Here is a 26,205-nt window from a genome sequence, read left to right as displayed (position 1 = left end):
TGATGGTAGTGTGGGGTTACCCATGTGAGAGTAAGTCATCGCCAGCTCATTAATTCAAAACCCCCAAGCTGATGCTTGGGGGTTTTTTTATGGGGAGGAATATAAGAATTAGTCGTGATTTTAAATATAATATAATCTGAAAATTAAAGTATTAATCCATTAAAGATTATTGCAAGTTAATAAATATTTTGATAAATTTTATATAAGGTCGCCTACCATACTTACGCATGAGTAAAAAAGGGTTATTTTATACTGTTAGATTGTATATTTTATACAGTACCACTAATCGTTAAATTTTCTAACATATCAATCCGTTTTGGTTTGGTTCATAAGTCTGTTTAAACATGCGTCATTGAACTTAATGAACATTTTTTATGCATAGATAGCATAAACCAAAAATAATGGATTGAAGATGAGGGAAAGTTATGACGACTTCACAGACTAGCTTGAAGCAATTTGCTTACAATACAGCCAAGCTGATTCAATCAGAATGTAACTTTAATCTATCACGTTCTCATATTTATGAGTTATTAGCGTGTTATGAAGGTTATCAATCTTATAATGGTTTTTTAGGACAAAATTTGTTGATTAATGTGAGTTATGATAATTCACAACAATATTATCAGCATAAATTACTCAATGCATTAACTTTAAATATTTTAAAAGATCTACCTACAACGGATGATTCTGGTGATGATTGGGAGAATGATGATGTTTTGCATTGGGATGATTATGAAGGACGAGAATTTTTATATAATATTCAAAGGTTAATCACAAGATTAAACAGTTTATCTGGTGAAAAACAATCAAAGGTTTTTTTATTTGATCTTGTTAAGGTGATTTATCGAGAGTTTCTGTTTTTAAATTTTTTTTATATGAATCTAAAATCAGTTCGAGAGGCTTTGAGTAACTTTGATTTTGAGAATGGTTTATTAGATGATGATATTGAGTCTTTTACTGAATATGGCGATGAATATTTAATAGAATGTAACAATGGTGAATATTTTAGTTTTACAGTCATTCAGCAAAATTTAGAAGGCTTAAATAAATTTGCAGCGTTAGGTAATAAAGATGCTATTGCAATTATCGCAAAATATTATTTGTATTTAGCCAATCAAATTGCACCTTATGGAGGAGAGGGGTCGAATTTTGGTGCTGTTTGGGATAATCAGAAAATGCGATATACCAATACAACTCAAGCGAAATTAAATAGGAAAAAGTTTGATGATTTGGTCAGACTTAGTCAACAATATCAAAAGATGATTGAAAACTCTCCACTAAATATAAGTGAAGTAAATTTTGATCAAACTGAAATTACCAAGGTTCAGTTAAAATATTTGGCAAATCAAGGTGATATAAAGGCAATAGATTATTTATTATATAATAAATTGTTTCAAGACGACATTGAAGCATGGGTTTATATTTATGTTGCACAAGCATTGGGTGAGGATTTTACGCAAGATGATTATCATGCGATTAATGCCTACACGGGTGAACCTTACGATGATTATGGTCCATTAGAAGTAGTTGGGAGAGGGGCAATACAACATGAAATTCATTTGGCTAAATTAAATGATGAAGATCAAAGATATGCATTGCAACGAGTACAAGAGATATTAAATAATATCAAGTAAAGATATGAGGGACAATCCTCTGATATTTTATTGGGGGATTGTGATTATAAAATTGTATAAAAATTTTTTTGAATTTGTTTTAAAATATCAATGGGATCTAATTCTAAAGCATTACAATAACTTATTAATTCAAACAAATCTAATCGCCGATCACCAGTTTCCACTTTACCTATAAATGAATAAATTACGCCTAAACGCATCGCTAATGAACGTTGGGAAAGCCCTAGCTCTAGTCTGCGTTGAATTAGAAGTTGTCGAAGCCAGACATGCTGTGGTGCATGAACGGATAATTTTAGGTTACTCATTGCACCGATTTTAGGTTCAGATTATAATGCACCTGTTTTGGGTGCTAATATGTATAGAATTTATGCAGAAATTATTGATAATAGTGATAATGTTGATTGCTGCATGGTATGCAAAAGATCATTATCAAATAAATAATGTAGAGCAGGTAAATGATTCTGCTGAATATTCTTATTCTACTGCTTTACAAAAGGATAGTGAAAATCAACAAGTCCAAGCTGTGGTTGCAACTTCATCATTTAGTTGTGATGGACGACAACATTGTTCACAAATGACTTCTTGTGCTGAAGCAACGTATTTTTTACGGAACTGTCCGGGGACAAAAATGGATGGTAATAATGATGGTATTCCTTGTGAAAAACAGTGGTGTAAATAGGACAACAATATGACTTTTTTAGTTTATTTGGGTTTGATTATTTTTGTGATTGGTGGAATTGGTTTTTTAATTACAGCATTTAAAACAAATATTTTATGGGGATTAGCTTGTTTATTGCTTGCACCTGTATCTCTGATATTTTTAATCTTACATTGGAATGTGGCAAAAAATCCGTTTTTCTTACAGTTGGTAGGTATGGCGGTGATATTTCTAGGATCAATGATGGGTGGGAAATTATAATAGATCTGATATTTGAAGACGAGATAGCTAAAGCAAATTTAGCCTAAAATTAGGCTAAATTTGTGAGGTTGTTCGATTATTTCTTAAACGGCAACGCATATTTAAAAATACGTCCAATGACTTGACCATATTGTTTAAACAGGCTGGCATTGTTGTAGTTTAAACCATATTTTTTACATACAGCTTCTACTTTTGGTGCCATTTTGCGATAACGACGTGCTGGAACTTCCGGGAACAGATGATGTTCAATCTGATGGCTGAGATGGCCGGTTAAGATATGGAACGCTTCTGATCCGGTTAAATTTGATGAGCCACGGATTTGACGCATATACCAATGACCTTTGCTTTCATTTTGAAGCACAGTTTTTGGAAAGACTTCAACATCCTTGGTAAAATGACCACAGAAAATAATACTAAAGGTCCAGACATTACGAATGCCATTGGCAACAACATTACCAGCCAGTACAGGTAGCGCAGTACCTAAAGGTAATGCCAGCAGGGGGAAAAATGCATAATCCTTGAGTAGCATTTTAGCTGCTTTTTTCTGTACCGGTTTCCATTCCTGCCACAATTGTTTAGTGGTCTTACGGCCAATTGCTACCCGTCCCAGTTCAAGGTTCTGGATCGCCACACCCCACTGGAATAGTAGGCAAAATGGTACACAGTACAGTGGTTGTAACAGGTAGCCGGCTTTCCAGCGTTGTTCTGGGAAAAGACGTACCAGACCATAGCCGATATCATCATCCATGCCTTTAATGTTGGTATAGGTATGATGCTTGAAATTGTGAGTTTGTCGCCAGTTATCACCAGTGCCAACATTTTCCCATTCGTAGGTTTGGCCTTTGAATTTTGGATCATTCATCCAGTCATATTGTCCGTGCATGACATTATGTCCGACTTCCATATTTTCCAGAATTTTGGATACGCCAAGTAGGGTGGTACCGAGTAACCAGGTTGGTGGAAACCAGCCTGCCATTAAGCAGGCTCGTCCTGCAATACTGGTATAACGAACGGTGGCATAGACACGGCGGATATATCGGGCATCTTTTTCACCGAGATCGTCGACAACTTCCTGTTTAATCGCATCAAGTTCCTGCGCTAGGGCATCTAACTCTATTTGAGACAGATTACGATTTTTGGGGTTGGTGAAATACTGGGTTTTGACTTGCATGTTCATCGGATTCTCCCAATTTTTATAAATCTAGAATAAGGTCGCTTTTGGCGCTATTGACACAAATGCGTAAGTTTTGGTTGGGTTCATGATTTTCCGAACTGTCATTCAGATTTCGGGTAGAGCCTTCAACTTTTTTACAGGCACATTTGTTGCAAATGCCCATGCGGCAACCATGGGTCGGTTTGACTTGCGCCTGTTCCAGACCCTGTAATATCGGTTGTCCCTTGGCAATACTGACAGTTTTATTGGATTGCGTTAAGGTAACTTGAATAAATCCTGTTTCATCAGTTGATATCGGTGCCAGACTAAATGCTTCCGCTTGAAAGTACTTGGCTTCTTGACATAACAGTTTTGCCTGATTGACAAAACCAGATGAACCACAAGCAAATACGGTTTTTTCACTAAGAAGTTCAATTGATTGAAGATGATCGGCATTTAGGCGTAAATCATGCGGCTGTTCCTGAGTAACAAAAGTTTCAAATTTAAAATTCGGATATTGTGCCTGCCATGCTGCGAACTCTGATTGAAAGATTAATTCTTGATGGTGCTGTGCCCAGTACATCAAACGAATGTTGTAATCATTCAATTTCTGTTGTTGTACCAGTGCATAAAGCATACTGTACATGGGTGTAATGCCACTGCCTGCGGCCAGAATAACGATCTCTTTATGGTTTTGTTGTTCTAATAACATCTCGCCATAAGGTAATCCAAATTCGACCACATCACCAATTTTGGCTGTATCGCAAAACCAGCTACTGACAATACCGTTTTCAACTTTTTTTAAGGTTAATAAAACATGTTGTTGATCAAGTTGCGTCAAACTATAGTTACGTTCATAGCGACGGCCATCAATTTCAACAGTCACGGGATGGTGTTGTCCTGCTTTGCCAAACTGCATACGTTGATTGCAGCGGATTTTTAAACTGACAATATTGTCAGCAGGCTTTGTTTTTTCAACAATTTTTCCGAGGATTTGCTCGGTTGACCAGAGGGGATTGATTTTTTTTAGCCAAAAATTAATTGCCTGAGCATCATAGATACTTTGGGAGAGTAAATCTAAAAAAGGATTTTTGCTTTGAAATGTCAACATAGCAGCATCTCTATCATGGTTTTTAATTATTATACACTTGTATATATGAATGTATATATTTTAGTTGGTCTGTTCAACAAATCGTTACGTTATTTTGGATTAAGCTTTCTTGTTGTCTCTCGCTAAGGCTATAATCAGGAAAATTAAACATGGTTGATATGTATGACGACGTTATCAAAACAAGCAGACTTAACGCCGCAACAGATTGAAAATATTGAGTATCAGGAAAAACCTGTATCTCGTCACGCAGGACGCAAAGCCACCATTACCCAACAGGAATTATTTCAGGCCACTTTAAATTTGATCGGGTCGGAAAAAAGTATTTCATCTTTGAGTTTGCGTGAGGTTGCGCGTGAGGCCGGAATCGCACCAAATAGTTTTTATCGGCATTTCAAGGATGTAGATGAACTTGCGATTGCATTAATTGATCGGGCTGGGGAAGTCTTGCGCCAGATTATTCGTGAAGCACGGTTACGGGCATCAAGAAATACCAGTGTGATTCGCAGTTCAATTGAAATTTTCTTGCAACAGCTGGATGCCGATGATGGTAATTTAAGCCTATTATTACGCGAAGGTTATACCGGATCAGCCTCTTATAAAAAAGCGGTGGAACGGCAGTTGAGTTATTTTCAGCAAGAATTGCAGGAAGATTTGATTCGTATTGGTTATTTACGTCGTAAACCTTTACATCGTCCCGATCTGGTGGCCAAAGCCATTACCCAATTGGTGTTTAATATGGGTGCAAAAGTGCTTGATCTACCTTCAGATGAACGTCAAATTGTGGCGGAAGAAACCATGATCATGATTCGGATGATTATGGAGGGGGCCAGACATATTACTGATCAGCCTGAACCCAGTGGGGAGCGATTTGTTAAAATCACGCCCTAAAAATAGACTATTTAAGATTTTAGATGGGATGGCTCATTGACATGTGCTTTCATTTTGCTGGCGACGATGGCAGTCAGTAAACAGCCAACAGTGAGGTAAATTGCCACCAAAATCCAGTGGCCGCCAGCAATGGCAATCAGTGCAGACGCAATGAACGGTGTGAAGCCACCACCGACAATACTGGCAATCTGATAACCGACACCTGCACCGCTATAACGATATTCGGCACCAAATAATTCGGTAAAAATCGGTTGATGTACACTGACCACCATATCATGTGCCAGATTGGCCAATAAAATTGACAAAATCACAATCCAGAACAAAGAACCGCTTTGTAAGGCAATGAAAAAAGGAAATGCGGCAAGTGCACCAATTAAACCACCAAAAATACACATGCGGCGGCGTCCAAAGCGATCTGCCATCATGGCAAAAAAGGGAATGGAAAAGCAACTGATTGCACCGACCATCAGCGAGATATTGAGAAATATCTGTGAAGACATATGTAGATTTTGTGTCGAATAATTTAAGGCAAATGTGGTCACCAGATACATGGTGAGTAACTCGGCAAGGCGTAAGGCGATGATAAAGAAAAAACCTTTTGGGCTGTTCTTGATAGCTTGAATGATCGGTAAAGTTTCTTGCTGCTGTACTGATTTTTTAGCCTGTTGTAGAAACTCTGATGATTCTTCCTGATCGTTACGAATCCATAGAGCAATACCCACTAATACGATACTCACGAGAAATGGAATACGCCAGCCCCATTCATTAAACGTATCTTGTCCCAGTGACATGATCGTTAAGGAGACAATACCAGAGGCCAGCATTAAACCGACACCATACCCGATCTGTACACCACTGCTATAAAATGCTTTCTTGTGTTCAGGCGCATTTTCCACCGCCATCAGTGCTGCACCGCCCCATTCACCTCCAACAGCAAAGCCTTGAATTGCTCTGAGTGTAACCAGTAAAACAGGTGCCCACCAGCCGATTTGGGCAAAATTAGGCAAAAGTCCAATCATGACTGTTGCTGCACCCATCAGAAAGACAGTGAGAAAGAGCATTTTCTTACGACCGATTTTGTCACCAAAATGTCCAAACACAACGCCGCCTAATGGCCGGAATAAGAAGCCCACACCAAAGGTTGCAAAAGCAGCAAGGGTGCCCATGGTTGGACTGACACTGGGAAAAAATTGATCTTTAAAGACTAGGGCCGCAACAATACCGTAAAGTAGAAAGTCGTACCAATCAACGACAGCACCGATGAAGCTACTGAGCGCGGCTTTGCGGGCTCGCTTTTCATTAAATGGGGCGGGTTGTGATGCGAAAGAAGAGGTCATGTCATGCACCATGCTAAACATAAAAGTTGTCTTGCATGTTGTGATGGAAAATAGCGCATACGCAGCAAGAAAAAATTAAAAAATGAGGGGTGGCGTTCATCTAAACGACACATTGTTTATTTAAGCGCACATAGCTTAATCAATAATAGATTTAAGCGCGACATATTCAGATTGAAATTGGATTAATTGTCTAATTTTTAGTCTTGTTTCTATAAGAATATCTATTTAGCTTGGGTATAAGTCAACGCAATACATCACTTTATTGCAAAAAAGATATTGAGTTCCGACTTGAAAAATTGGTAGCCTTAGCCAAACTCCGGGGCAATTGTTATGCGTATTTTTCAGCGAATTCAACAAAAACTTAATTGGTCAGCCAAAAGATATCTCGCAGTCATTGCGGTGGTCCTGTTTTTGACTTATGTTGCTTCGGCAATTTATCAGGTGTATAAGCCTTTACCCAAAGGATTAAATTATAAAAGTCCGAGTCGTCCCAGTGCAGTAGAGTTTTTGGGTGACCAAACCTTTTTAAATGCCAGTGGACAGGTACAGAATGAACAACAGATTTTTGCTGCTGTTTTAACCCTGATTGATCAGGCGCAGACCACGATTGTTCTGGATATGTTTCTGTTTAATGATTCAGTCGGAAAATCCAATGTCAAACATCAGCCTTTATCAGAACAATTAACTCAGGCCCTATTACAGAAAAAAGCCTTAAATCCACAGATTGAAATTAAAGTGATTAGCGATCCGATCAATACAGTCTATGGTGGGATAAGCGCTGACAATTTTCATCAATTACAAAAAAATGGGATAGATGTCATCTTTACCGACCTTAGACCGTTAAGAGCATCCAATCCGGTATGGTCAGGATTCTGGTATATGTGCTGTCAGCAGGTGGGCAATAATCCACAAGGGGGCTGGTTACCCAATCCTTTAGGTGAAGGCAATGTCACTTTGCGTAGTTATCTCGAATTATTAAATTTTAAGGCAAATCATCGTAAAACACTGGTGGTGGATACTTTGCAAGGCTGGAAGGCATTAATTTCTTCAGCCAATCCACATGATGGCAGTTCTCAACACAGTAATGTGGCAATGATTGTGCAAGGCAAGCTGGCAACAGATGTACTTGACAGTGAACGCACAGTGGCAAAATTTTCTCAAGGCGATGTACCCATGGTGGTGATGGCCGAACCTGGTCCAGATACAACATTAGCACAAGCACAAATCCTGACCGAAAAAGCAATTTATGATGAGATTCTGCAAAGTATTAATAGCTTAAAATCGGGAGAGCAACTGGATCTGATGATGTTCTATTTGTCTGAACGTCAGATTATTGAGGCTATTAAGGCTGCACAGGCACGTGGTGTACAGGTTCGAGTTGTGCTTGATCCGAATAAGGATGCTTTTGGTCGGCAGAAAAATGGTATTCCAAATCGGCAGGTGGCTTGGGAATTACATCAGGCCAAGGTTGATGTACGTTGGTGTTTAACCCATGGCGAACAATGTCATAGCAAATTATTGATTTTATCCCGAGCAGACGATACCAAGCAGGTAATATTGGGATCTGCAAACTATACTGCCCGTAATTTGAAGAACTACAATCTGGAAACCAATATTTCTGTCACCGGTAAAGCCAGTTATCCTGCGCTGGTGGATGCGCAACAATATTTTGAAACGGTATGGCGTAATACCCCAGAGAAAAATATGACAGTGGATTACAGCGAATATCAGGATGAATCGCGCTTAAAATACTGGTTATATCGTTTTATGGAATGGTCTGGTTTGTCCACTTTCTAATATGAATGATAGCCTGTTTAAGATTAGATCGTAATATTTCTAATCGATGCCCTCACATGAAAAATGGTGCCTAGCGCACCATTTTCATTTTAGAACATCAAAGGCATTGTCTGAATGATGATGATTTTGTTCGGTGACTTGATCCAGCTTGATTTTAATCAATGCAATATCCTGTTTTGCCAATGCCAGATATTCCCGTACACTGGCTTGACTGTCGGTATGGCAGAGTAAGTTTTCGGTGAGATTATTCAGATTTTTTTGTAAGCGCACAGCATCATAGGGGCTCAAGGCACTTTGTGCCATGAGGGCTTTATAGCGTTGTAATAGCACCACCACTTCTGCACTGACATAGGCCTGTGCTTCTGCTGCCATCTCTTCAATATCACGTTGTTTTTGATATTTTTTATAGCGATATACTGCAAAAGCAACAAAGGCCAGCAGCAGTAATAAGAAAATAGCCATCGTCATTATTTCTCTTTAGCATTTGTTAGCTATTATTCCTAATAAAAGGGCTGGCGCAAAGATAATTTGAGATAAACGTCAGAAAAAAACGATAAAAAAAAGCTACGACCTTGGGGGAGATCGTAGCTTAAAGGGTAAAAGAGTTAAAAAATTTTTAATTTAGATGGAAGAAATGCTTTAAAAAACAGCTTAATTGACTGTGCGCAAGGTTTTTTGTTCACGGTTTTGTTTGGGAATCAGTAGCCATAACACCAGATAAACCAGAATACCGGGAAATGCTGCACTCATGACTGAAACGATCACAAAAATAATGCGTAATAAAGTTGCGTTCCAACCAAAGCGTTCAGCGATACCTCCCATCACACCAGCAATCATGCGACGTTGGTTTGAGCGACATAGACCTTGATTTGCCATGATCAGATTGTTCTCCTCAGTAGATCATTAATCGGTATGATTTATATTTGGGGACAACTTTGTCTGCTTCAATCTTTGCAGCACCAGATTATTGTAATGTTGTGTAATATCGAGTCTTTATAATTGGGTGTAATAGCCCAGCTGTTGTTTTGCAATAGTTCTTAAACCATCAATCAGTGTCTGAATTAGTTTTTCCATGACCAGACGCTGCCCCTTACGTGAAGCATAAACCAATTGTACTGTACCAATATTGGATTGCCATGCTGGAAAGAGGTGGATTAACTGTCCGGATTGAATATCTGCTTCTACGGTCAGATAGGGTAAATCTGCAATGCCCAGACCATCTTTGACAGCATAATAGACACCGGATAGATCATTGCTTTTAATACGGGGGTGGATTGGAATATCCTGGATTTCTCCGGTTGAAAGATGAGTCATCGTCCATGTATATGCTGTTTTTTGCGTGCCGAGGACAATGGCCGGGAATTGTTTTAAATCCTCAAATGTATCAATTTGGCGTGAGCCAATAATCTGCGGGCTGGCAACCAGACAATGGGGCGTTTTCACGACATCACGAACAATTAAACTGGAATTTTCATTTTCTGCAAAATTGGTACGAATGGCCAAATCAATATTGTCGTGAAGAATATCTACACGGCGACTGGTGAGTTCGAGTTCCAGCTCTACTTTTGGATATTGTTTTAAAAATTGGTTCAAAATGTCCCGAATCTGGAAATGCATCATCACTTCAGGACAGCTAATGCGTACCAAGCCTTGTGGTTCACTTTTTTGTTCTAGTAAAACATTTTCGGCACATTCGACTTGAGCAATGACCTTACAGCATTCTTCAAAAAAAAGTTGACCTAAAGGCGTGACTTTAAAATGACGTGTAGAACGTTGAATGAGATTAACTTGAAATTTTTCTTCCAGCTCGACAATACGGCGGCTCAACTTCGATTTGGTGATTTGGGTTGCTTCACTTGCCGCAGAAAACCCACCATGTTTTACCACCAAATAAAAATAATAATAGTCATCTAGGGAGTGCATTGACATGATCTTGAGCTGCATTAGTATGGATTAACCATACTAATGTTAGCTGATTTGTGCTATTTTTGTTGGCTATTTTGATTAAAGCTATTGATGAGATTGCGATAATCCGGAATATGATTGGAAAATAATGTCCCCAACCCTTCGATATCATTGCGCCAGTCACGATGTAATTCACATGCTGTACCAAACCAGGTCATGAGCTGTGCACCAGCCTGTGACATGCGGTCCCATGCCGCATCCCGGGTTAAATGATTAAATGTACCCGATGCATCTGTGACGACAAAAACCTCAAAATCTTCTGCCAGTGCAGATAAGGTTGGGAAGGTGACACAGACTTCGGTGACCACACCGGCAATGATCAGTTGTTTTTTTCCTGTTGCTTTGACTGCCTTAACAAAATCCTCATTGTCCCATGCATTAATTTGTCCCGGACGAGCAATGTAGGGTGCATCAGGGAAAAGTTCTTTGAGTTCGGGAACAAGCGGACCATTCGGGCCATCTTCAAAACTTGTGGTTAGAATCGTTGGAAGGTTGAAATATTTTGCTGCGGCAGCAAGCGCAAGCACATTATTTTTAAATTTGTCCGGATCAATATCACGTACCAGTGATAATAAGCCAGTTTGATGATCGACTAACAGCACAGCTGCATCGTTTTTGTCTAAGCGGATGTAGGGTTTAGTCATTGTATAAATCCTCTTTCTCTCTAATGAATTAACCAAACAGAAGGTTTAGTTGCTATTCAGCTTAGAATGAGAAGAAATTTTTAAAAATAGTTCTGGTGAGATAGACTTTTGCATAAATAGGATTATAAAAATGATAGATTTCACGTCTTTAAATTGAGGTATGTGTTGTCATAACTTAATGAAATTAAATATAAATTTTTAAGATAGCAGGTTTTATAAACATAATAGAATGATGAGAGGATAGCGGGGTTATTGGTTTTATACTATTGTCCTAATAATGGGATAAAGTGTACTTTTTTATCTATTTATTTATAAATTGGGTCAGTTTAAACTGTCAAACATAGACAAAAGTTGGAGAACCCAAATGAAAAAAATAGTGGGTGTGTTAAAAACCGATCAATCGCATTGGGTGGGTGATGGTTTTCATGTCAGAAGTTTATTTAGTTATGATCGTTTAGGTCAGGCAATCAGCCCTTTTTTACTTCTGGATTATGCAGCACCTTATGATTTTAAAGCGACGACAGCCCAGCGTGGTGTTGGTAGCCATCCGCATCGTGGTTTTGAAACAGTCACACTCGCCTATCAGGGTGAGGTTACGCATAAAGACTCAAGCGGTGGTGGTGGCACCATCAAAACTGGCGATGTACAGTGGATGACTGCGGCAGGTGGCCTTGTTCATGAGGAGTTTCATTCCGAAGATTTTTCCCGTAAAGGGGGAACCTTTGAAATGGTACAACTCTGGGTCAATCTACCGAGTCATGCCAAAATGACTGCACCAAAATATCAAACCATTGCCGCGCAGGATATTGCGCGAGTTGAGTTGGATGATGCAGGCAGTTATTTACGTGTTATCGCTGGTGAATATGAACAGACCAAAGGCACTGCAACCACATTTACACCAGTCAATATGTGGGATGGCGTGCTAAAAGCAGGACATCAGCAACATTTCTTTGTTCCTGTTACACACAATGCCTTACTGGTGGTATTGTCCGGACAAGTGCTGGTCAATGACACACAAAAAGTAGGTGACCATTCCATTGTGATTTTTGCACATGATGGTGAAGCAGATTTTCAGGTCAAAGCACTTGAAGACGCCAAATTCTTGGTGCTTAGCGGTGAGCCATTAAATGAACCGATTCAGGGTTATGGTCCATTTGTGATGAATAGCAAACAGGAAATTATTCAGGCATTTGATGATTTTAATGCCGGAAAATTTGGTGAGATTCCGGTTGCTTAATCAGTTGTTCGGTTTTGGAAGCCTTTATTCTTTAGGGAGTAAAGGCTTTTTTGTTTATCGGATATCTGCTAATCAATGATAACCCAGCCATTTTCTCCTTTGCTAACCCGAAGATCGGCAGTATTTTGTTGTTCTCCTAAAAATGGCAAGGATAGCGTGACCTTGGCTCGACATTGATAATCTTTACTTTGCTCAATTGCGTTGCAGTCAATTTTTTCAAATGATTTGACTTCAATGATCTCGCCTTTTTGTTGCATGATTTTACTGGCAAGTTGATTGGTGTGGTTTACTTTTGCCTGATATAAGGTCTGTAATTCCTGTTGATTGGGTTCCCGACTACAGGCAGTGATTAACAGGGCAATTCCAGTCAGAGCAATGACGCCATATTTTTTATTCATCGATATTCACGTTAATCTGTTATTCATGCATGGTATTGTAGTCATAAATCAAAAATAAGTCATATTATGCGAAGCTATCGATTTTTAATCTCTATCTTGTGTTTGATCAGTGCTATCGTGTTGAGTGGTGGAACGCAGGCGCATGCTGCGATTCAGCATGATCATTTTCAACAACAGTCCTATACCGTTTATCAATTATCCGATCTGAGTCAGTTACGTTTGGCGTTATATGATGGCAAACAACGACCTCTTTCTTCTTTTGCAGCATGGCAGCAACAGCTTAAATCCTGTGAGCAGTTAGATTTTGCCATGAATGCAGGCATGTTTCATGCGGGATTTTCACCCGTTGGTTTATATATTGAAAAACAGCAACAGCTCAATCCATTGAATCAATCGACAGGCTTTGGGAACTTTTTTTTAAAGCCGAATGGCGTATTGGCATGGAATCAGCAAGAGGCTGTGATTTTAACCAGCGAACAATGGCAGGCACAACATTTTAATGCCGATTATGCCACGCAGTCAGGCCCGATGCTGGTGATTGATGGCAAGATTCATCCACAGTTTATTGTAGATTCAAGCTCTAAAAAAATTCGCAATGGTGTCGGATTAAAAGATGGTACATTGTATTTTGTCATCAGTGATGAACGGGTGAGTTTCTATCAGTTTGCCCAGTTTTTTAAAACAGGGTTGGGGATTGACCAAGCATTATATCTGGACGGGACGATTTCAAGTCTATATTCACCGCATTTAAAACATACTACGCAAAGGGCTAAACTCGGTCCCATGCTTGGCGTGGTTCAATCACACTGTAAATGATTATTTTGCGTTGTCTTCCTTGGAATGATCACGCCCTTTAATGACCATATATAAAATGGCACACATCAATAACCATGCACCACCAAAAACACTGAAACAGAATGTCAGGATACGGCCATTTTGATCAAGGTGCCACCAGTTGAAATTCAATGCTGCCATGACAATAGCCCATTGTACCAAAGCAAACACGATGATCACAATAGAATGACGTTTTACATCACGACGCATAGCCATAGTTGAATACCTAAATAAAGATTAATCACTGAATAGTGTATATTATGCCATTTTTGGCAAATGAAAACCAATATCAAATAAAAAGCCCTGCATGTGCAGAGCTTTTCATATTTTTAAAATACTTCAATCAAATTATTCAGCTTCTTTCTTTGGCTGTTCACGTAAGCGAATACCCAGATCACGCAGTTGATTGGCTTCTACTGGTGCAGGTGCCTGTGTTAACGGACATTCAGCAGTTTTGGTTTTCGGGAAAGCAATCACATCACGAATTGATGATGCACCTGTCATTAACATAATCAGACGATCGAGACCAAATGCTAGGCCACCGTGTGGAGGCGCACCGTAACGTAGGGCATTTAACAGGAAGCTGAATTTTTCTTCGGCTTCTTCTTCGGAAATACCCAAGGCTTCAAAGATGGCTTTTTGCATTTCCAACGTATAAATCCGCAGTGAACCACCACCGATTTCTGTACCGTTCAGCACCATATCGTATGCAACTGATAAGGCTTCGCCCGGATTATTTTTCACATCTTCAACGCTGGATTTTGGCAAGGTGAATGGATGGTGAACTGATGTCCATTTGCCATCATCAGTTTCTTCAAACATTGGGAAATCGACCACCCAAAGTGGTGCCCATTCTTTGGTTGCAAGTTTCAGGTCATGACCGATCTTGACACGTAAAGCACCCATGGCATCGTTCACTACTTTGGCTTTATCTGCACCAAAGAATACGATATCGCCATTTTCTGCACCGACACGTTCCAGCAATTGTAATACGATCGGTTCAATGAATTTAACAATCGGTGATTGTAAGCCTTCGATGCCTTTTTCCAGCTCGTTGACTTTGATGTAAGCCAGACCTTTGGCGCCATAAATTCCGACAAATTTGGTGTATTCGTCAATTTGACTACGTGGCAGCGCACCTGCACCAGGCACACGTAAAGCAACGATACGACCTTTTGGATCTTTTGCAGGGCCGGCAAAAACTTTAAATTCCACTTCCTGCATTAAGTCGGCAACATCAACCAGTTTTAACGGAATACGCAGATCCGGCTTATCAGATGCATAATCACGTATGGCTTCTGAATATGGCATACGCTGGAATCTATCGAATTTGATACCCAATAATTCGTTAAACAGTTTAACTGTCATGCCTTCCATTAGATCCATGATGTCATCATCATTTAAGAATGATGTTTCAATGTCGATCTGGGTAAATTCTGGCTGACGATCGGCACGTAAGTCTTCGTCACGGAAACATTTGGCAATCTGGTAATAACGATCTACACCACCGACCATCAATAATTGTTTAAATAATTGTGGTGATTGTGGCAAGGCATAAAAGCTACCATTGGATACACGACTTGGCACCAGATAGTCACGTGCGCCTTCAGGTGTGGCACGGGTTAAAATTGGTGTTTCAACATCCAGAAAGCCATGATCATCCAGATAGTTACGGATTAATGTGGTGACTTTAGAACGGAAACGCAAGCGTTCCAGCATTTCCGGGCGACGAATGTCAAGGAAACGGAATTTCAGGCGATTTTCCTCGGATACGTTAATGGTATCGTCATTCAGCGGAAATGGTGGGGTGTCTGATTGTGCAAGGACTTCGATCTCTTTGCCCAAAACTTCAATCTGACCACTGACCATATTGGCATTTTCTGTGCCTTCATAACGGCGGCGTACACGACCAGTAATTTTAAGTACAAATTCGGAACGTGCCTTATCTGCGGTAGCAAATGCTTCTGGCGTATCAGGATCGATCACCACCTGAACAAGACCATCGCGATCTCGCATATCAAGGAAAATTACACCGCCATGATCACGGCGACGGTGTACCCAACCGCATAAAGTTACTGTTTGATCGATTTGTGCTTCTGTTAAAGAACCGCAGTAATGTGTTCGCATCATGGCGTACTATGTCCAACGTCTATTATTTAAAAATCTGATAAAAGTGAATCGTCACGAGTGACTGACTTTTGAAAACACTCAATTATGCCTTTTTGCAAAGCATGTCACAAGCAGGATTTTAGTTTGCGGGCAAAAGCAAGCCTGAGAATAATGGCGAAAAGGCTAAAACTGAGTAAAAAGCCCTTGCTAAAAATCACAAATAATCGGCCAATAAAACCATAAGTGTCGTGTTGCCAGAAATAAGAAAGGGTTGGCAGATAATAAATACTGGTGATGAGACCAACCAGACCACAGCCTGCAATCAACAGAAAAGGCATCCATGACGGCGTTTGACAGGATTCAGGGCGTGGTTTTGCCGCAAGTAAAGGTTTGACTAGATAATATAAAAAAGGCAGTGCAATAAATGAAGTTAGATATTGCAAAATACGGTGAATCGGCATGTCAATATTAAGCCAGGGTAGGCTAATCACATGCGCTAAAAATGCCTGACCGGCAAAGGTACGAAAGTCATCGTGCGTTAAGCCATCCCAGATCAGATGGGTTAGTCCACCAATCAGCACCCCAATGATGCAATAAAAAATCAGATCAAAATAAGAGCGACTACTTAAGGAGAGCAATTGTTTATTGAACAGCTGATAACATACTGGGCGGTAAAGAGCAAACCAGAGTAGGCAGCCCAATAATCCGATCAACAGATCAACTGTAAATAAACCGGTGATGGTATGGGCAAAATTACCCGGGAAATTAAACAGTCGTGGCAAGTCGGGTGTCATGGCACCAATTGCAATACTTGCAAGCGGAATTTTATGACACAACATCCGATATAACGCTGGTGCAACCACCATGTGGGAGAGGGTAAATGCCATTATAAAAACTTAATCATTGTCTAAACTGTTGCGGAAGGTGTGATGTAATACATAAATCGCATGATCCAGAATTTGTCGATTATCTTAAGTGCATTGGCTTAAATAGTCACGCGGTATGGTGTGCTTTTAAGACAGTGAAGAAAAAACAGAGTTGTGCTAAACAACAGCTTTTGTTTAATGTCTAACTGAAACATGGCATATGGTATATGCTTTTTCTGGACATGGAACTAAACTTTTTGTTGTGTTGATGCTTCAAATTGTGCATGGACGGTGCGTAAATAATCGGCAATCAGTTGATGTGCCCACGACCTTGGTCTAAGTCCCTGATAATGTCCGCAATGGCTGCCGTGCCGGGTGGTGACTAAAATTGTAGAGGCATTATTTTCGATCACATCACGATATTGCCATGCATTATCAATATGACAGATCGGATCATCTTCTGCATTTAGAATCATGGTGGGGATTGCAATATTGGCAAATACGTCAATCGGGTTACATGCCTTTAAATAGGCATCATAACTGTCAAAACCCGAAAACTCGAAGAATACTTTGTGAATATCTCGCAGGCGTTTACTGTGTATCACAGGTTGTAGAGCGTGATATTGCTGTAGTTGTTGTTGATAGGGTTGAATAAATTTTTTCTTTATCAGATTGGCCATATACCAGTCATAAAAATGATGTACCCGATCAAAGGCCACATTTAAATCATAACCCGGACAATAGGCGAACGCTGCCCTTAAAGGGGTATTCTTGCCGACGTCACCGAGATAACGCGCCAATACTGCTGTACCAGCAGAACTGCCTACTGCATATAGCGGAGATTTTGGGAACTTGCCTTGAATATAATCGAGCTGAATTTGGAAATCGGGTACAGATCCCATCATATTAATGCGGGTAAATGGCTGGGGTGTCGTGGTATGACCACGACGTAAACATAAGGCAATGCGCCAGCCGGTTTGCCGATAAATGTCTTCAACCATTTCCGCCATGGTCTGCGTATCGGCAGTCACTGTATGTAATATGATAATGGTCGGACAATCTGGTGCTAGATCATACCCCAGCCAAGCAATTTCGGTGATGGCGCCATCAGGCATGACACATTGTTCAATCGGTGCATATTGCAGAGGATGACTACGAATTTTATGTTTTAAGGTCATATAGACAATTTGCGCATGCCGATTAAGCAACCACGGCGTTACTGCATATTTTTCTTTTAGTGCAGATAAGTTATTAAAAATATTTAGATTTTCTAAATTTTTTTTAAAATATACGTTGGGCTTTTGTATGGTGCGATACTGGTAATGAATCGCTGTCAAAGCGCCTAGACTGACGATTGTTTTGAGCATTTTAATGATCTCGCCGATTACACTTTTAGTATTTCACTATAACAAAAATGATCTTTCTAAAAGTGATCGATATGTATCTATTTTTATAAGCAAAAACCATCTTTTTAAAAATTTTGATGTTTTTACTGCTGTGTATCTGGGATGAAAATTCTTGCACTTTTATTAAAATGTTATAACATAACGTTAATTCTAGTTTTGGGGACAGACATGCAATTTAAACCAAATACATTGTGGATTGCCGTTGCAAGCACTTTGTTTTCCACATTGACTATCGCTAATGATGAGATACAACAGGTACCACAAGTTCATCAGTTACAAGCGATCACAGTCACGGCGCATCCACTCAATCCCAATGAAAATGACTTTGCCAGTGCAGTCAATGTGGTTGAAAAAGAACAATTGGCGCAAGGCGCAGCAACTTTAGGCGATGCATTAAAGGGGCAATTGGGTATCCACAGTGATAATTTTGGACCGGGCGCAAGTCGTCCCGTCATTCGTGGTCAGACTGCGCCTCGGGTCAAAGTTCTAACGGATTCGTCTGAAGTCATGGATGCGTCACAGATTTCACCGGATCATGCCGTCACTGTCGATCCTGTATTAGCCACTAAGATTGAAGTATTACGTGGACCCTCAACCCTGCTTTATGGTGGTGGTGCGATTGGTGGTGTGGTGAATGTACTGGATGAAAAAATTCCGACGCAAATGCCGGAAAACGGAATCTCTGGTGAAGTTCATTTACGTGGTAATACGGTTGCCAATGAAAAACTCGGTGCAGCAGGCGTGACTGTCGGATTGGGCGATCAGTTTGCATTGCGCATTGAAGGCGATAAACGTGAAGCCGATGACTATCGGGTAAGCGGTTATAAACATGAAGGCGAAGCCGAGAAACGGGTTGATGGCACTTGGAACAAAGGTGAAAATGTCAGCTTAGGTCTATCCTGGATTGGTGACAAAGGTTTTGTCGGTGTCGGCTATACCGAGCGTAATGATAAATATGCCTTACCCGGACATAGCCATGAATATGAAAGCTGTCATCCACATGATTTAAATACACCAGATGTACATTTGCATTGTGGCGGTCACGATGATCACGGACATGATGCGCATGAAGACGAACACGACCATGAGCATGCACACGATCATGAAGCTGCGCCATGGGTGGATTTAAAATCAAAACGTTTTGATTTACGTGCCGAATATCAGCAGCCTTTTGCCGGTATTGAAAAAGTTCGTGCCCGTGCCAGCTATACCGATTATCAGCATAGTGAAATTGAGGAAAATGAAGTCGCCACTACCTTTAAAAATAAAGGTTACGATGGCCGTCTGGAATTTGTACATACGCCTTTAGCCGGTTGGGAAGGGGTATTTGGTGTACAGTACTCTAATTTTGATTTCTCAGCATTAGGTGAAGAAGGCTTTTTGCCGAAAACCAATACGGAAAATTTAGCTGCCTTTTTAATTGAACATTATCAATGGAATGATGTGCATTTTGAATTGGGTGGTCGTGTTGAAAAGCAAACCATTGATGTTGATGAAAGTGGATACAAGAACTACGATGACACAGCATTTTCAGCTTCGGCAGCAGCCAACTGGGCATTTGTACCGGATCATGTTGCTTCTCTGACACTGAGCTATGGTGAACGTATGCCAAATGCACAGGAACTCTATGCAGATGGTGTACATCTGGCGACCAATACCTATGAGATTGGTAATCAAAATCTGGACAAAGAAAAATCTCAAAATGTAGAACTTGGCTTACGTAAAATTGATGGCGATTTACGTTATGCCGCCAATATTTTCTATAATCAGGTCGATGATTATATCTATGCACATACGCTTGATCGTCATGAAAATTTCCGTCTGATTGAATACCGTCAAGATGATGCCAATTTTTATGGTGCAGAAGCGGAAGTCAGTTATCAATTTAGTCCATTCTATCGCGGCAAAGTCTTTGCTGACCATGTGCGTGCCGAGCTGGATCAAGGTGGAGATTTACCACGTATTCCTGCAACACGTGCCGGGGTACGTTTTGATGCCGATTTCCTTGATGGCATCCATGGTGGCGTAGAGTATATTTACGGCCTTAAACAGGATCATATTGCAAGTTTTGAAAGTGAAACAGATGCATACCATTTGGTTAATCTGGATGTTAGCTATGATAAAAGTCTAAATGATCGTCTGTCTTATCAAGTGTATTTACAGGCCAATAACCTGCTTGACGAGACTTACTATAATCACGCCTCTTATCTGTCAACGATTCCACAACAAGGCCGTAACTTTACAGCCGGTGTACGTTTTAGATTCTAATTGGGTCTAAAACCTAGGGCGTGTCATCATTTAATCTATGGTTGCGACAATGGACGTTTTTTAGGCGATACAAGGCATGAATAGTGAGATTTAGTCATTCTAAATGAACTATTCATAACGCCGTAGCGTCAAAAAACGTCCTTGTCCCGAAGGGTTGTGGCTAAAATTCCCCCAAACTTCGTTATAAAACTTGACAAGGGAATGACCATTGCCTGCGTTTTATGCCTCATTTGAGGAAATTTTAGCCTACAACGCAACCTATTTATCAAATGGTGACACGCCCTACAAAGCCAATCTGATGTTTAGATTGGCTTTTTTTATGCGTAGTAACTGATTTAAGCTTTATGACTTATCTTTGGTTTCATCGGGTGAGAGGGTAATATCAACCGGAAATAGATCTTTGGTTTTCGACCAACTCACCATGACCACGAACATGGTCATTAAACCACCAAAAACGGAAGCATAGACCGCACCTATATATTTGGCTGCAAGACCAGATTCGAATGCACCCAATTCATTGCTGCTGGAAACGAACATGCCATTGACCGCTGCCACACGCCCTCGCATATTTTCGGGCGGGAAAATTTGCAAAATAGTCTGACGAATCACCACCGAAATACTGTCACATGCGCCTGTCATGGCAAGGGCAAATAAGGAGAGCCACATGGTGGTTGAAAAGGCAAACAACAGCGTGAAAATCCCAAATCCGGCCACTGCGATGAGCATATTACGCCATGCATGTCGGGTGGGTGGAAAGCGGGTTAAGGCGATCATGGTGATTAAGGCACCGATTGATGGTGCCGCACGCAGAAAACCTAAACCTTCTGCCCCGGTTTTAAGGATATCGTGGGCAAAGATGGGCAATAGTGCAATCACACCACCAAATAATACGGAGACTAGATCCAGAGAAATTGCCCATAGCACAATCTTGGTTTTAAAAATAAACTGAAAACCTTCTTTTAAACTGGCCAGAACGCTATCATGCCGAATGCTGGGGAAAGTCCGTTTACTTAAGAAAGAGATCAGAATAAAACAGATCACCAATAGCACGGAAACAGAGAGAAAGCTGGTTTCCCTACCGAGATAAGCCAGCATGAAGCCGCCCAACATGGGGCCTAAAATTACGCCACTTTGCCAGCCAATGGTGGTCCATGTTGCGCCATTGGCATATAGTTTCGCTGGAATTAAAAAAGGTTTTAATGATGTTGCAGAGGGATTATAAAATCCTCGAATCAATCCTAAGCAGAAAATAACCGCATAAATTCCCCATGCCAGTGCAGTGGTACTTAATTCGCCTAAGCCATGATAATGAAATAAGATCCAAAATACGCAGGGCAACGGTGCAGCAAAAAATAAACAAAGCTGCATGATCCGTTGTTTGTTAAACCGATCGGCAAAATAACCGCCCCAAAGCGACAAAGAAATAAATGGAATCGCTTCTGCCAGACCAATTAATCCAAGTGTTAACGGATCATGAGTAATCTGATATAAGGAATAAGCAACAATAATTTCCTGAATGAGTATGGCTAAAGTCAAACAGAACTGATTAAGCGTTACGATAGAAAAATCACGATAGCGTAAGGCTGCAAAGGCATCTGTACTCTGTGACATAGCGATCCATGCTGAAAATAAAAGTTCCATATTATAGATACTTTTTTATATGGAATCGTATAACAATAATGGATAATATTGATGGTAAATTAAGCTCTATCGCGATTTAAAAATAAAGGAAGCACCATGTCTGAATTGTTTTATCAATGGATCGACAGTCCGGTTGGGCAACTTAAGTTGATCGCCACACAAGATGCATTGGTCGCCGTATTGTGGCAAACAGACAAGCCGAATCGTGTGTTACTGGGTGCCATGCAGGAAAGCCTTGATCATCCGATTCTTTTAAAGACACAGCAGCAATTACAGCAATATTTTGCCGGACAACGTAAAATATTTGAGTTGCCTCTGGCATTTTATGGCACTGATTTTCAGAAAAAAGTATGGGCAGAATTGTTAAAAATTCCGTATGGTGAAACTCGTAGCTATTTACAGATTGCAGAAGCGATTGGCAATCTTAAGGCAGTCAGGGCAGTTGGAGCAGCCAATGGCAAAAATCCAATCTCCATTATTGCACCGTGTCACCGGGTAATTGGAAAAAATGGTGCTTTAACAGGTTTTGCTGGTGGACTGGAGAATAAAACCAGACTATTGGATTTGGAACAGAATATTTAGGTCTGGGTGTTTATTTTCTGGTCAGGCGATAATAAGCCAGAATGAAAAAAATCAACGCCAAACAACTTAAATAGATCAACTTGGGGAAAACATCAATAATGGGTACACCCATTTGATTGAGTTGTATCATTGCCTGTACACCATTGGTCGATGGTAAGCCCCAAGCAAAGTATTGCATCCATTCCGGCATGGCATGATGTGGCCAAGCAGTACCGCTTAATAAAAATAACGGAATTGAAGTAAACACAATCACATGTCCTGCACGTTCACTCATATCCAGAAATGAAGAGAAGAACATGGCCATCGCAATTACACAGCTCACGAAGATTGGTACAGTGACGATCATGCCCCAGAAATTGCCACCCCGCGGATAATCATAGAGCCAGAAGGTAAAGCCAAACAAATAAAAACAGCCCAGACAGCCAATGGTCAGAATGGCCGCATAAATTGCCCAGAATTCCGATACGGTTGGTTGCCATTTTTGTCCAGTGTAGGAACCATCACGATAACCGGCAATCAACATGCATAAACCCAGAAAGAGGGTTTGATGAATAATGACCGATGCAACGGCAGGAAAAATATAGCTACCATAACCTGATAAGGTATTGAATAAAGGAATCTGATGGATAGGAACAGTCAAATGGAATTCACTGATCTGTCCGAATTGCTCGGTATAATCTGTCAGGGTTTGTTCAATTGATTGTGCAATCCCCAAACCAATCTGTTTGGTCTTTAAAAAATAGGCAGTACTTAAGTAAATCCCGATACCGCCATTTTCTCCGCGCTTTATGCTCTGGGACAAATTATCCGGTAGTAAAAGAATCCCTTCGGCTTTTTGTTGTTGTAGCAGACTTTCTGCTTCAAGAAAGTTACTGGTGATGGCTTTGATTTCTACATTCGGGCTTTTCGCCACCTCAGTGATAATGGTATTGCTTAAAGCACTCTGCTCCTGATCCACAATCACGATCGGGATAGATTCTGCATTTTGCCCTTTATAAGCAGTCGGATAAAAGAAACTATATAGAAATACCGACAGTACCAGTGTGGTGAGGATTGACTGATTTTTGGCAATATTTTTAAAGGTTTGTAGATAATCATGCAGGAATTGCGATAAAAATTTCTTCATTTCTATGCCTCCCGCCAGATTTTTTTTAGTAATAACAGTGAAATTGCAGCATAAACAATGCAATATAAAAGGAGGAGTGCTAAAGGATAAAGTGAAATATAAATTGGGCTACCAATCACCCATTGTTCGGTTTGTAATTTGGCATAAGGTGTATAGGGAATAATATTGGCCCAGAACTTTGTAAAGAGTGGGGCATTATTCAGTGGCAATGTGACGCCGGCAAAGCTTAATGATGAACCGCCATAGACTGCAATCAAGCCAAAGGTCTTACTTAAATTTTTGGTTGCCAGTACCATGCTGCTGCTAATGACGGCATAGGCAAAATAAAATAAAATTTGTGCTGCTAAAATCAGACCCAAACTTCCCGCCACAAACCAGCCACGAATCACGATCAACCAGAACATCCACAGCCAAGTCCATAGGCAAAAAATACTGACATACACCAGAATCTTCGCCATTAAAGCGGAAAAAAGTGTACCTTGATCAAGCCAGCCATGCAGAGTATGACGTTTGATTTCCTGGCCCACTGAAAATGCCACACAGCAGCATAAAAGCAAATGTAAAATCGCCGGAACCACAAAAGGTTCCAGATAAAATTCATAATTAAGGTCAGGATTATACAGGGTTGATATTTTGACGTTGGGCGTTGGGGCATCGAGATAGGGCAGTTTTTTCCCCAGATAATCATCACCGGTAAATTCTACAATGGCTTGTAATGTGCCCAGCATCATGGCCGATGAAATGGTATTACCAATACTAAAAAACGATTGGTTAAAGGCAATGGCAATTTGTGCATCCTGCGCCTTGACCAGACGTTGCTCTGCACCTGAAGGAATCAGTACATAGCCCCAGATTTTGGTTTGATTGAGTAAATGCTCTGCCTCGTCCTGACTGTTGGTAATCACCGCAACGGAAAGACTTTGATTGTGACTGAGATGTTTTTCGATACTGCGGCTTAATTCACTTTGATCCTGATCAATAATAGCAATCGGCAAATGCTCTGCCTTACCTGCATAAAACATGCTACTGAATAAAAAAATGATCAACAATGGCGCAAGCGTGACCAGTGCCAAATCCCATTTATTCTTGAGCAAGTAATGTAGTTCACGCAGGATACAGGCCCACATTTTTTATTTACGCTCTTTGATTTGGAAAATTACACTCATACCGACTTTTAGGTCGGCAACCGGTGTATGCGGTGTCAGGTGTAATTTAAAACTGCGAATATCATAGCCACCTGTTTGCCTTGTGGTTTTGATGGTTGCAAAGTCACCTTCTGCTTCAATATTGTGAATATCAAACTCGACTGTTTTATTCAGGGCAGGGATAAAGCCTTTTAGCGTTTTCTCCTGATAAACACTGGCATATTGGTCTTCCCGTACAGCAAGACTGACCCAATGATCATGCTGTAAAATGCTCACGACTGGTACTGCCATTGCCACCAGTTCAGTCGGTTTACCATAGATTTTTGAGACAACACCATTGACCGGAGCGTGCAAAATGGTTTCGGCATCTAACGCATTGACTTCCTGTACCGCAGCACGGGCAATTTCAACCTGTGCATCTGCTGTCGATTTTTGCTCAGGTGTACTGCCACGTTTGGTTCGGGCATATTGTTGATAGGAGGCTTCTGCCAGTTGATTGGCAGAGATTTTTGCAGCATGTAGCTCATCTCTACGCTGGCGTGAAATCACACCTTGCTGATAGAGATTGGCCGCACGTTGATAGGTTTTATCCGCCAAATCCGCCTGTGCCTTGACACTTTGCCAGTTGGCATAAAACGTCTCGATGTTTTCTTCTTGCGAACCGCGTTCGGCTGTGGACTGAAAGGCCAAAGCCGATTGTAATGCGGCTTGTGCCTGTTGTTTTTTTGCTTCAATTTCAGGACTACTAAGTTTAATCAGTAATTGTCCCTGTTTGATCGGCTGACCTTCCTGAACATAAATAGCTTCGATACGGCTGGGTATTTTTGTGCTGACATGAATGGTATCGGCTTCAACACGACCTTGCAGACTCACAGTTTTAGGCTGATAACTTTTCCAGAGTCCAAAGGCAATCAAACCGAGCAATGCGATCAATAAAATCGCCAGTACGATTTTTATTTTTGTATTTTTCTGTGGATTGCCGGCATTTTTATCCTGTTCATTTGTTGAGGATTCAGTTTTCTGTTGTGGTGTTGCATCATTGCTTTGATCTGCATGTGATGCATCATCAGATGATGGCGGATTAAAATTGTTGGCATTAGGTGTGTTGGAATCAGGGGTGTTGGGATCAGTCATCATGCTTCCTC

The 26,205-nt window shown here is 40.5% G+C and carries 25 protein-coding genes and 1 pseudogene; 9 read left to right on the top strand and 17 right to left on the bottom strand.

Translation table 11 applies throughout. The annotated features are described in order from the left end of the window. Positions 1–425: 425 nt before the first annotated feature. The gene (locus CRO21_RS15675; protein WP_097080254.1) at positions 426–1,634 is read left to right on the top strand and encodes a hypothetical protein; all 1,209 of its coding nucleotides are present in this window, start codon (positions 426–428) and stop codon (positions 1,632–1,634) included. Between the two features lie 44 nt (positions 1,635–1,678). On the opposite strand, the gene CRO21_RS15670 is transcribed toward CRO21_RS15675, so the two are convergent. Then, a complete protein-coding gene (locus tag CRO21_RS15670) occupies positions 1,679–1,939 on the bottom strand; it encodes a helix-turn-helix domain-containing protein (protein ID WP_097080253.1) in 261 nt (86 codons plus the stop codon). Positions 1,940–2,166: 227 nt separating this feature from the next. Here CRO21_RS15670 and CRO21_RS17755 point away from each other — a divergent pair. Further along, a pseudogene (locus CRO21_RS17755) lies at positions 2,167–2,313 on the top strand (excalibur calcium-binding domain-containing protein); the annotation flags it as partial. Positions 2,314–2,322: 9 nt separating this feature from the next. Continuing rightward, positions 2,323–2,553, top strand: a complete 231-nt coding sequence (locus CRO21_RS15660; RefSeq protein WP_097080251.1) for a hypothetical protein — start codon at positions 2,323–2,325, stop codon at positions 2,551–2,553. 76 nt (positions 2,554–2,629) lie between these two features. Here CRO21_RS15660 and CRO21_RS15655 read toward each other — a convergent pair whose 3' ends face one another. Beyond that, positions 2,630–3,730 carry a fatty acid desaturase family protein gene (locus CRO21_RS15655; RefSeq protein ID WP_097080250.1) on the bottom strand — a complete coding sequence of 367 codons (1,101 nt, stop codon included), beginning with the start codon at positions 3,728–3,730 and terminating at the stop codon, positions 2,630–2,632. A gap of 16 nt (positions 3,731–3,746) precedes the next feature. Further along, on the bottom strand, positions 3,747–4,817 hold the full coding sequence (locus CRO21_RS15650) for a flavin reductase family protein (protein WP_097080249.1): 1,071 nt from the start codon (positions 4,815–4,817) through the stop codon (positions 3,747–3,749). Between the two features lie 156 nt (positions 4,818–4,973). On the opposite strand from CRO21_RS15650, the gene fabR reads away from it, so the two are divergent. Continuing rightward, the gene (gene fabR, locus CRO21_RS15645) at positions 4,974–5,705 is read left to right on the top strand and encodes an HTH-type transcriptional repressor FabR (RefSeq protein WP_228150468.1); all 732 of its coding nucleotides are present in this window, start codon (positions 4,974–4,976) and stop codon (positions 5,703–5,705) included. A gap of 11 nt (positions 5,706–5,716) precedes the next feature. Here fabR and shiA read toward each other — a convergent pair whose 3' ends face one another. Beyond that, positions 5,717–7,042, bottom strand: coding sequence for a shikimate transporter (gene shiA / locus CRO21_RS15640; RefSeq protein WP_097080247.1), 1,326 nt, complete (start codon positions 7,040–7,042; stop codon positions 5,717–5,719). A gap of 330 nt (positions 7,043–7,372) precedes the next feature. Between shiA and CRO21_RS15635 the strand changes: the two genes are divergently transcribed. Next, positions 7,373–8,839, top strand: coding sequence for a phospholipase D family protein (locus tag CRO21_RS15635; RefSeq protein ID WP_097080246.1), 1,467 nt, complete (start codon positions 7,373–7,375; stop codon positions 8,837–8,839). A gap of 84 nt (positions 8,840–8,923) precedes the next feature. Here the strand turns inward: CRO21_RS15635 and CRO21_RS15630 are convergent, their stop codons facing one another. The 4 genes from CRO21_RS15630 to ycaC all read right to left on the bottom strand — a co-directional run bounded on the left by CRO21_RS15630 (position 8,924) and on the right by ycaC (position 11,448). Then, entirely contained in the window at positions 8,924–9,307 is a 384-nt protein-coding gene (locus tag CRO21_RS15630; protein ID WP_097080245.1) for a hypothetical protein, read from the bottom strand. Positions 9,308–9,490: 183 nt separating this feature from the next. Then, positions 9,491–9,715, bottom strand: coding sequence for a PspC domain-containing protein (locus CRO21_RS15625; protein ID WP_097080244.1), 225 nt, complete (start codon positions 9,713–9,715; stop codon positions 9,491–9,493). A 117-nt stretch (positions 9,716–9,832) separates the two neighbouring features. Continuing rightward, positions 9,833–10,762 carry a LysR substrate-binding domain-containing protein gene (locus CRO21_RS15620; protein ID WP_097080243.1) on the bottom strand — a complete coding sequence of 310 codons (930 nt, stop codon included), beginning with the start codon at positions 10,760–10,762 and terminating at the stop codon, positions 9,833–9,835. 59 nt (positions 10,763–10,821) lie between these two features. Further along, complete coding sequence (gene ycaC / locus CRO21_RS15615; RefSeq protein WP_097080242.1) at positions 10,822–11,448, bottom strand: isochorismate family cysteine hydrolase YcaC; 627 nt, start codon at positions 11,446–11,448, stop codon at positions 10,822–10,824. 364 nt (positions 11,449–11,812) lie between these two features. On the opposite strand from ycaC, the gene CRO21_RS15610 reads away from it, so the two are divergent. Continuing rightward, positions 11,813–12,685, top strand: a complete 873-nt coding sequence (locus tag CRO21_RS15610) for a pirin family protein (protein WP_097080241.1) — start codon at positions 11,813–11,815, stop codon at positions 12,683–12,685. A gap of 68 nt (positions 12,686–12,753) precedes the next feature. Here the strand turns inward: CRO21_RS15610 and CRO21_RS15605 are convergent, their stop codons facing one another. After that, positions 12,754–13,083 (bottom strand): hypothetical protein, encoded by a 330-nt coding sequence (locus CRO21_RS15605; RefSeq protein ID WP_097080240.1) that lies wholly within the window; start codon positions 13,081–13,083, stop codon positions 12,754–12,756. A 66-nt stretch (positions 13,084–13,149) separates the two neighbouring features. Between CRO21_RS15605 and CRO21_RS15600 the strand changes: the two genes are divergently transcribed. Continuing rightward, positions 13,150–13,899: a phosphodiester glycosidase family protein gene (locus CRO21_RS15600; protein WP_097080239.1), complete on the top strand. Its 750-nt coding sequence runs from the start codon at positions 13,150–13,152 to the stop codon at positions 13,897–13,899. Here the strand turns inward: CRO21_RS15600 and CRO21_RS15595 are convergent, their stop codons facing one another. The 4 genes from CRO21_RS15595 to CRO21_RS15580 form a co-directional block, all read right to left on the bottom strand. Further along, positions 13,900–14,133, bottom strand: a complete 234-nt coding sequence (locus CRO21_RS15595) for a hypothetical protein (RefSeq protein WP_097080238.1) — start codon at positions 14,131–14,133, stop codon at positions 13,900–13,902. It abuts the gene before it with no gap. A gap of 132 nt (positions 14,134–14,265) precedes the next feature. Beyond that, positions 14,266–16,047, bottom strand: a complete 1,782-nt coding sequence (gene aspS, locus CRO21_RS15590; RefSeq protein ID WP_097080237.1) for an aspartate--tRNA ligase — start codon at positions 16,045–16,047, stop codon at positions 14,266–14,268. A 104-nt stretch (positions 16,048–16,151) separates the two neighbouring features. Further along, positions 16,152–16,913: a DUF4184 family protein gene (locus CRO21_RS15585; RefSeq protein ID WP_097080236.1), complete on the bottom strand. Its 762-nt coding sequence runs from the start codon at positions 16,911–16,913 to the stop codon at positions 16,152–16,154. Positions 16,914–17,140: 227 nt separating this feature from the next. Then, positions 17,141–18,259 carry an alpha/beta fold hydrolase gene (locus tag CRO21_RS15580; RefSeq protein WP_097080235.1) on the bottom strand — a complete coding sequence of 373 codons (1,119 nt, stop codon included), beginning with the start codon at positions 18,257–18,259 and terminating at the stop codon, positions 17,141–17,143. A gap of 207 nt (positions 18,260–18,466) precedes the next feature. Between CRO21_RS15580 and CRO21_RS15575 the strand changes: the two genes are divergently transcribed. Beyond that, entirely contained in the window at positions 18,467–20,566 is a 2,100-nt protein-coding gene (locus tag CRO21_RS15575; RefSeq protein ID WP_097080234.1) for a TonB-dependent receptor domain-containing protein, read from the top strand. A gap of 342 nt (positions 20,567–20,908) precedes the next feature. Here CRO21_RS15575 and CRO21_RS15570 read toward each other — a convergent pair whose 3' ends face one another. Then, positions 20,909–22,177, bottom strand: coding sequence for an MFS transporter (locus tag CRO21_RS15570; protein WP_097080233.1), 1,269 nt, complete (start codon positions 22,175–22,177; stop codon positions 20,909–20,911). A 126-nt stretch (positions 22,178–22,303) separates the two neighbouring features. Here CRO21_RS15570 and CRO21_RS15565 point away from each other — a divergent pair, with 126 nt between their 5' ends. Next, positions 22,304–22,789, top strand: a complete 486-nt coding sequence (locus CRO21_RS15565; RefSeq protein WP_097080232.1) for a methylated-DNA--[protein]-cysteine S-methyltransferase — start codon at positions 22,304–22,306, stop codon at positions 22,787–22,789. 10 nt (positions 22,790–22,799) lie between these two features. On the opposite strand, the gene CRO21_RS15560 is transcribed toward CRO21_RS15565, so the two are convergent. The 3 genes from CRO21_RS15560 to CRO21_RS15550 are packed head-to-tail and all read right to left on the bottom strand — an operon-like array spanning position 22,800 to position 26,197. Then, positions 22,800–23,915 (bottom strand): ABC transporter permease, encoded by a 1,116-nt coding sequence (locus CRO21_RS15560; RefSeq protein WP_097080231.1) that lies wholly within the window; start codon positions 23,913–23,915, stop codon positions 22,800–22,802. Between the two features lie 2 nt (positions 23,916–23,917). Beyond that, positions 23,918–25,042, bottom strand: coding sequence for an ABC transporter permease (locus tag CRO21_RS15555; RefSeq protein ID WP_097080230.1), 1,125 nt, complete (start codon positions 25,040–25,042; stop codon positions 23,918–23,920). Between the two features lie 3 nt (positions 25,043–25,045). Further along, the gene (locus tag CRO21_RS15550; RefSeq protein WP_378235030.1) at positions 25,046–26,197 is read right to left on the bottom strand and encodes an HlyD family secretion protein; all 1,152 of its coding nucleotides are present in this window, start codon (positions 26,195–26,197) and stop codon (positions 25,046–25,048) included. Positions 26,198–26,205 lie beyond the last annotated feature (8 nt).

Origin of the sequence: Acinetobacter puyangensis, assembly GCF_900096995.1 — a bacterium.
GTDB classification, from domain to species: domain Bacteria; phylum Pseudomonadota; class Gammaproteobacteria; order Pseudomonadales; family Moraxellaceae; genus Acinetobacter; species Acinetobacter puyangensis.
The sequence above is the reverse complement of the archived record's forward strand: the minus strand, read 5'-3'. Positions and strand labels throughout refer to the sequence as shown.

What these genes read in the sequence shown, in the direction of transcription:
- CRO21_RS15675 (WP_097080254.1), top strand. Translation starts at nt 426, where the DNA reads ATGACGACTTCACAGACTAGCTTGAAGCAATTTGCTTACAATACAGCC.
- CRO21_RS15670 (WP_097080253.1), bottom strand. Translation starts at nt 1,939, where the DNA reads ATGAGTAACCTAAAATTATCCGTTCATGCACCACAGCATGTCTGGCTT.
- CRO21_RS15660 (WP_097080251.1), top strand. Translation starts at nt 2,323, where the DNA reads ATGACTTTTTTAGTTTATTTGGGTTTGATTATTTTTGTGATTGGTGGA.
- CRO21_RS15655 (WP_097080250.1), bottom strand. Translation starts at nt 3,730, where the DNA reads ATGAACATGCAAGTCAAAACCCAGTATTTCACCAACCCCAAAAATCGT.
- CRO21_RS15650 (WP_097080249.1), bottom strand. Translation starts at nt 4,817, where the DNA reads ATGTTGACATTTCAAAGCAAAAATCCTTTTTTAGATTTACTCTCCCAA.
- shiA (WP_097080247.1), bottom strand. Translation starts at nt 7,042, where the DNA reads ATGACCTCTTCTTTCGCATCACAACCCGCCCCATTTAATGAAAAGCGA.
- CRO21_RS15635 (WP_097080246.1), top strand. Translation starts at nt 7,373, where the DNA reads ATGCGTATTTTTCAGCGAATTCAACAAAAACTTAATTGGTCAGCCAAA.
- CRO21_RS15630 (WP_097080245.1), bottom strand. Translation starts at nt 9,307, where the DNA reads ATGACGATGGCTATTTTCTTATTACTGCTGCTGGCCTTTGTTGCTTTT.
- CRO21_RS15625 (WP_097080244.1), bottom strand. Translation starts at nt 9,715, where the DNA reads ATGGCAAATCAAGGTCTATGTCGCTCAAACCAACGTCGCATGATTGCT.
- CRO21_RS15620 (WP_097080243.1), bottom strand. Translation starts at nt 10,762, where the DNA reads ATGCACTCCCTAGATGACTATTATTATTTTTATTTGGTGGTAAAACAT.
- ycaC (WP_097080242.1), bottom strand. Translation starts at nt 11,448, where the DNA reads ATGACTAAACCCTACATCCGCTTAGACAAAAACGATGCAGCTGTGCTG.
- CRO21_RS15610 (WP_097080241.1), top strand. Translation starts at nt 11,813, where the DNA reads ATGAAAAAAATAGTGGGTGTGTTAAAAACCGATCAATCGCATTGGGTG.
- CRO21_RS15605 (WP_097080240.1), bottom strand. Translation starts at nt 13,083, where the DNA reads ATGAATAAAAAATATGGCGTCATTGCTCTGACTGGAATTGCCCTGTTA.
- CRO21_RS15600 (WP_097080239.1), top strand. Translation starts at nt 13,150, where the DNA reads ATGCGAAGCTATCGATTTTTAATCTCTATCTTGTGTTTGATCAGTGCT.
- CRO21_RS15595 (WP_097080238.1), bottom strand. Translation starts at nt 14,133, where the DNA reads ATGGCTATGCGTCGTGATGTAAAACGTCATTCTATTGTGATCATCGTG.
- aspS (WP_097080237.1), bottom strand. Translation starts at nt 16,047, where the DNA reads ATGATGCGAACACATTACTGCGGTTCTTTAACAGAAGCACAAATCGAT.
- CRO21_RS15585 (WP_097080236.1), bottom strand. Translation starts at nt 16,913, where the DNA reads ATGGCATTTACCCTCTCCCACATGGTGGTTGCACCAGCGTTATATCGG.
- CRO21_RS15580 (WP_097080235.1), bottom strand. Translation starts at nt 18,259, where the DNA reads ATGCTCAAAACAATCGTCAGTCTAGGCGCTTTGACAGCGATTCATTAC.
- CRO21_RS15575 (WP_097080234.1), top strand. Translation starts at nt 18,467, where the DNA reads ATGCAATTTAAACCAAATACATTGTGGATTGCCGTTGCAAGCACTTTG.
- CRO21_RS15570 (WP_097080233.1), bottom strand. Translation starts at nt 22,177, where the DNA reads ATGTCACAGAGTACAGATGCCTTTGCAGCCTTACGCTATCGTGATTTT.
- CRO21_RS15565 (WP_097080232.1), top strand. Translation starts at nt 22,304, where the DNA reads ATGTCTGAATTGTTTTATCAATGGATCGACAGTCCGGTTGGGCAACTT.
- CRO21_RS15560 (WP_097080231.1), bottom strand. Translation starts at nt 23,915, where the DNA reads ATGAAGAAATTTTTATCGCAATTCCTGCATGATTATCTACAAACCTTT.
- CRO21_RS15555 (WP_097080230.1), bottom strand. Translation starts at nt 25,042, where the DNA reads ATGTGGGCCTGTATCCTGCGTGAACTACATTACTTGCTCAAGAATAAA.
- CRO21_RS15550 (WP_378235030.1), bottom strand. Translation starts at nt 26,197, where the DNA reads ATGATGACTGATCCCAACACCCCTGATTCCAACACACCTAATGCCAAC.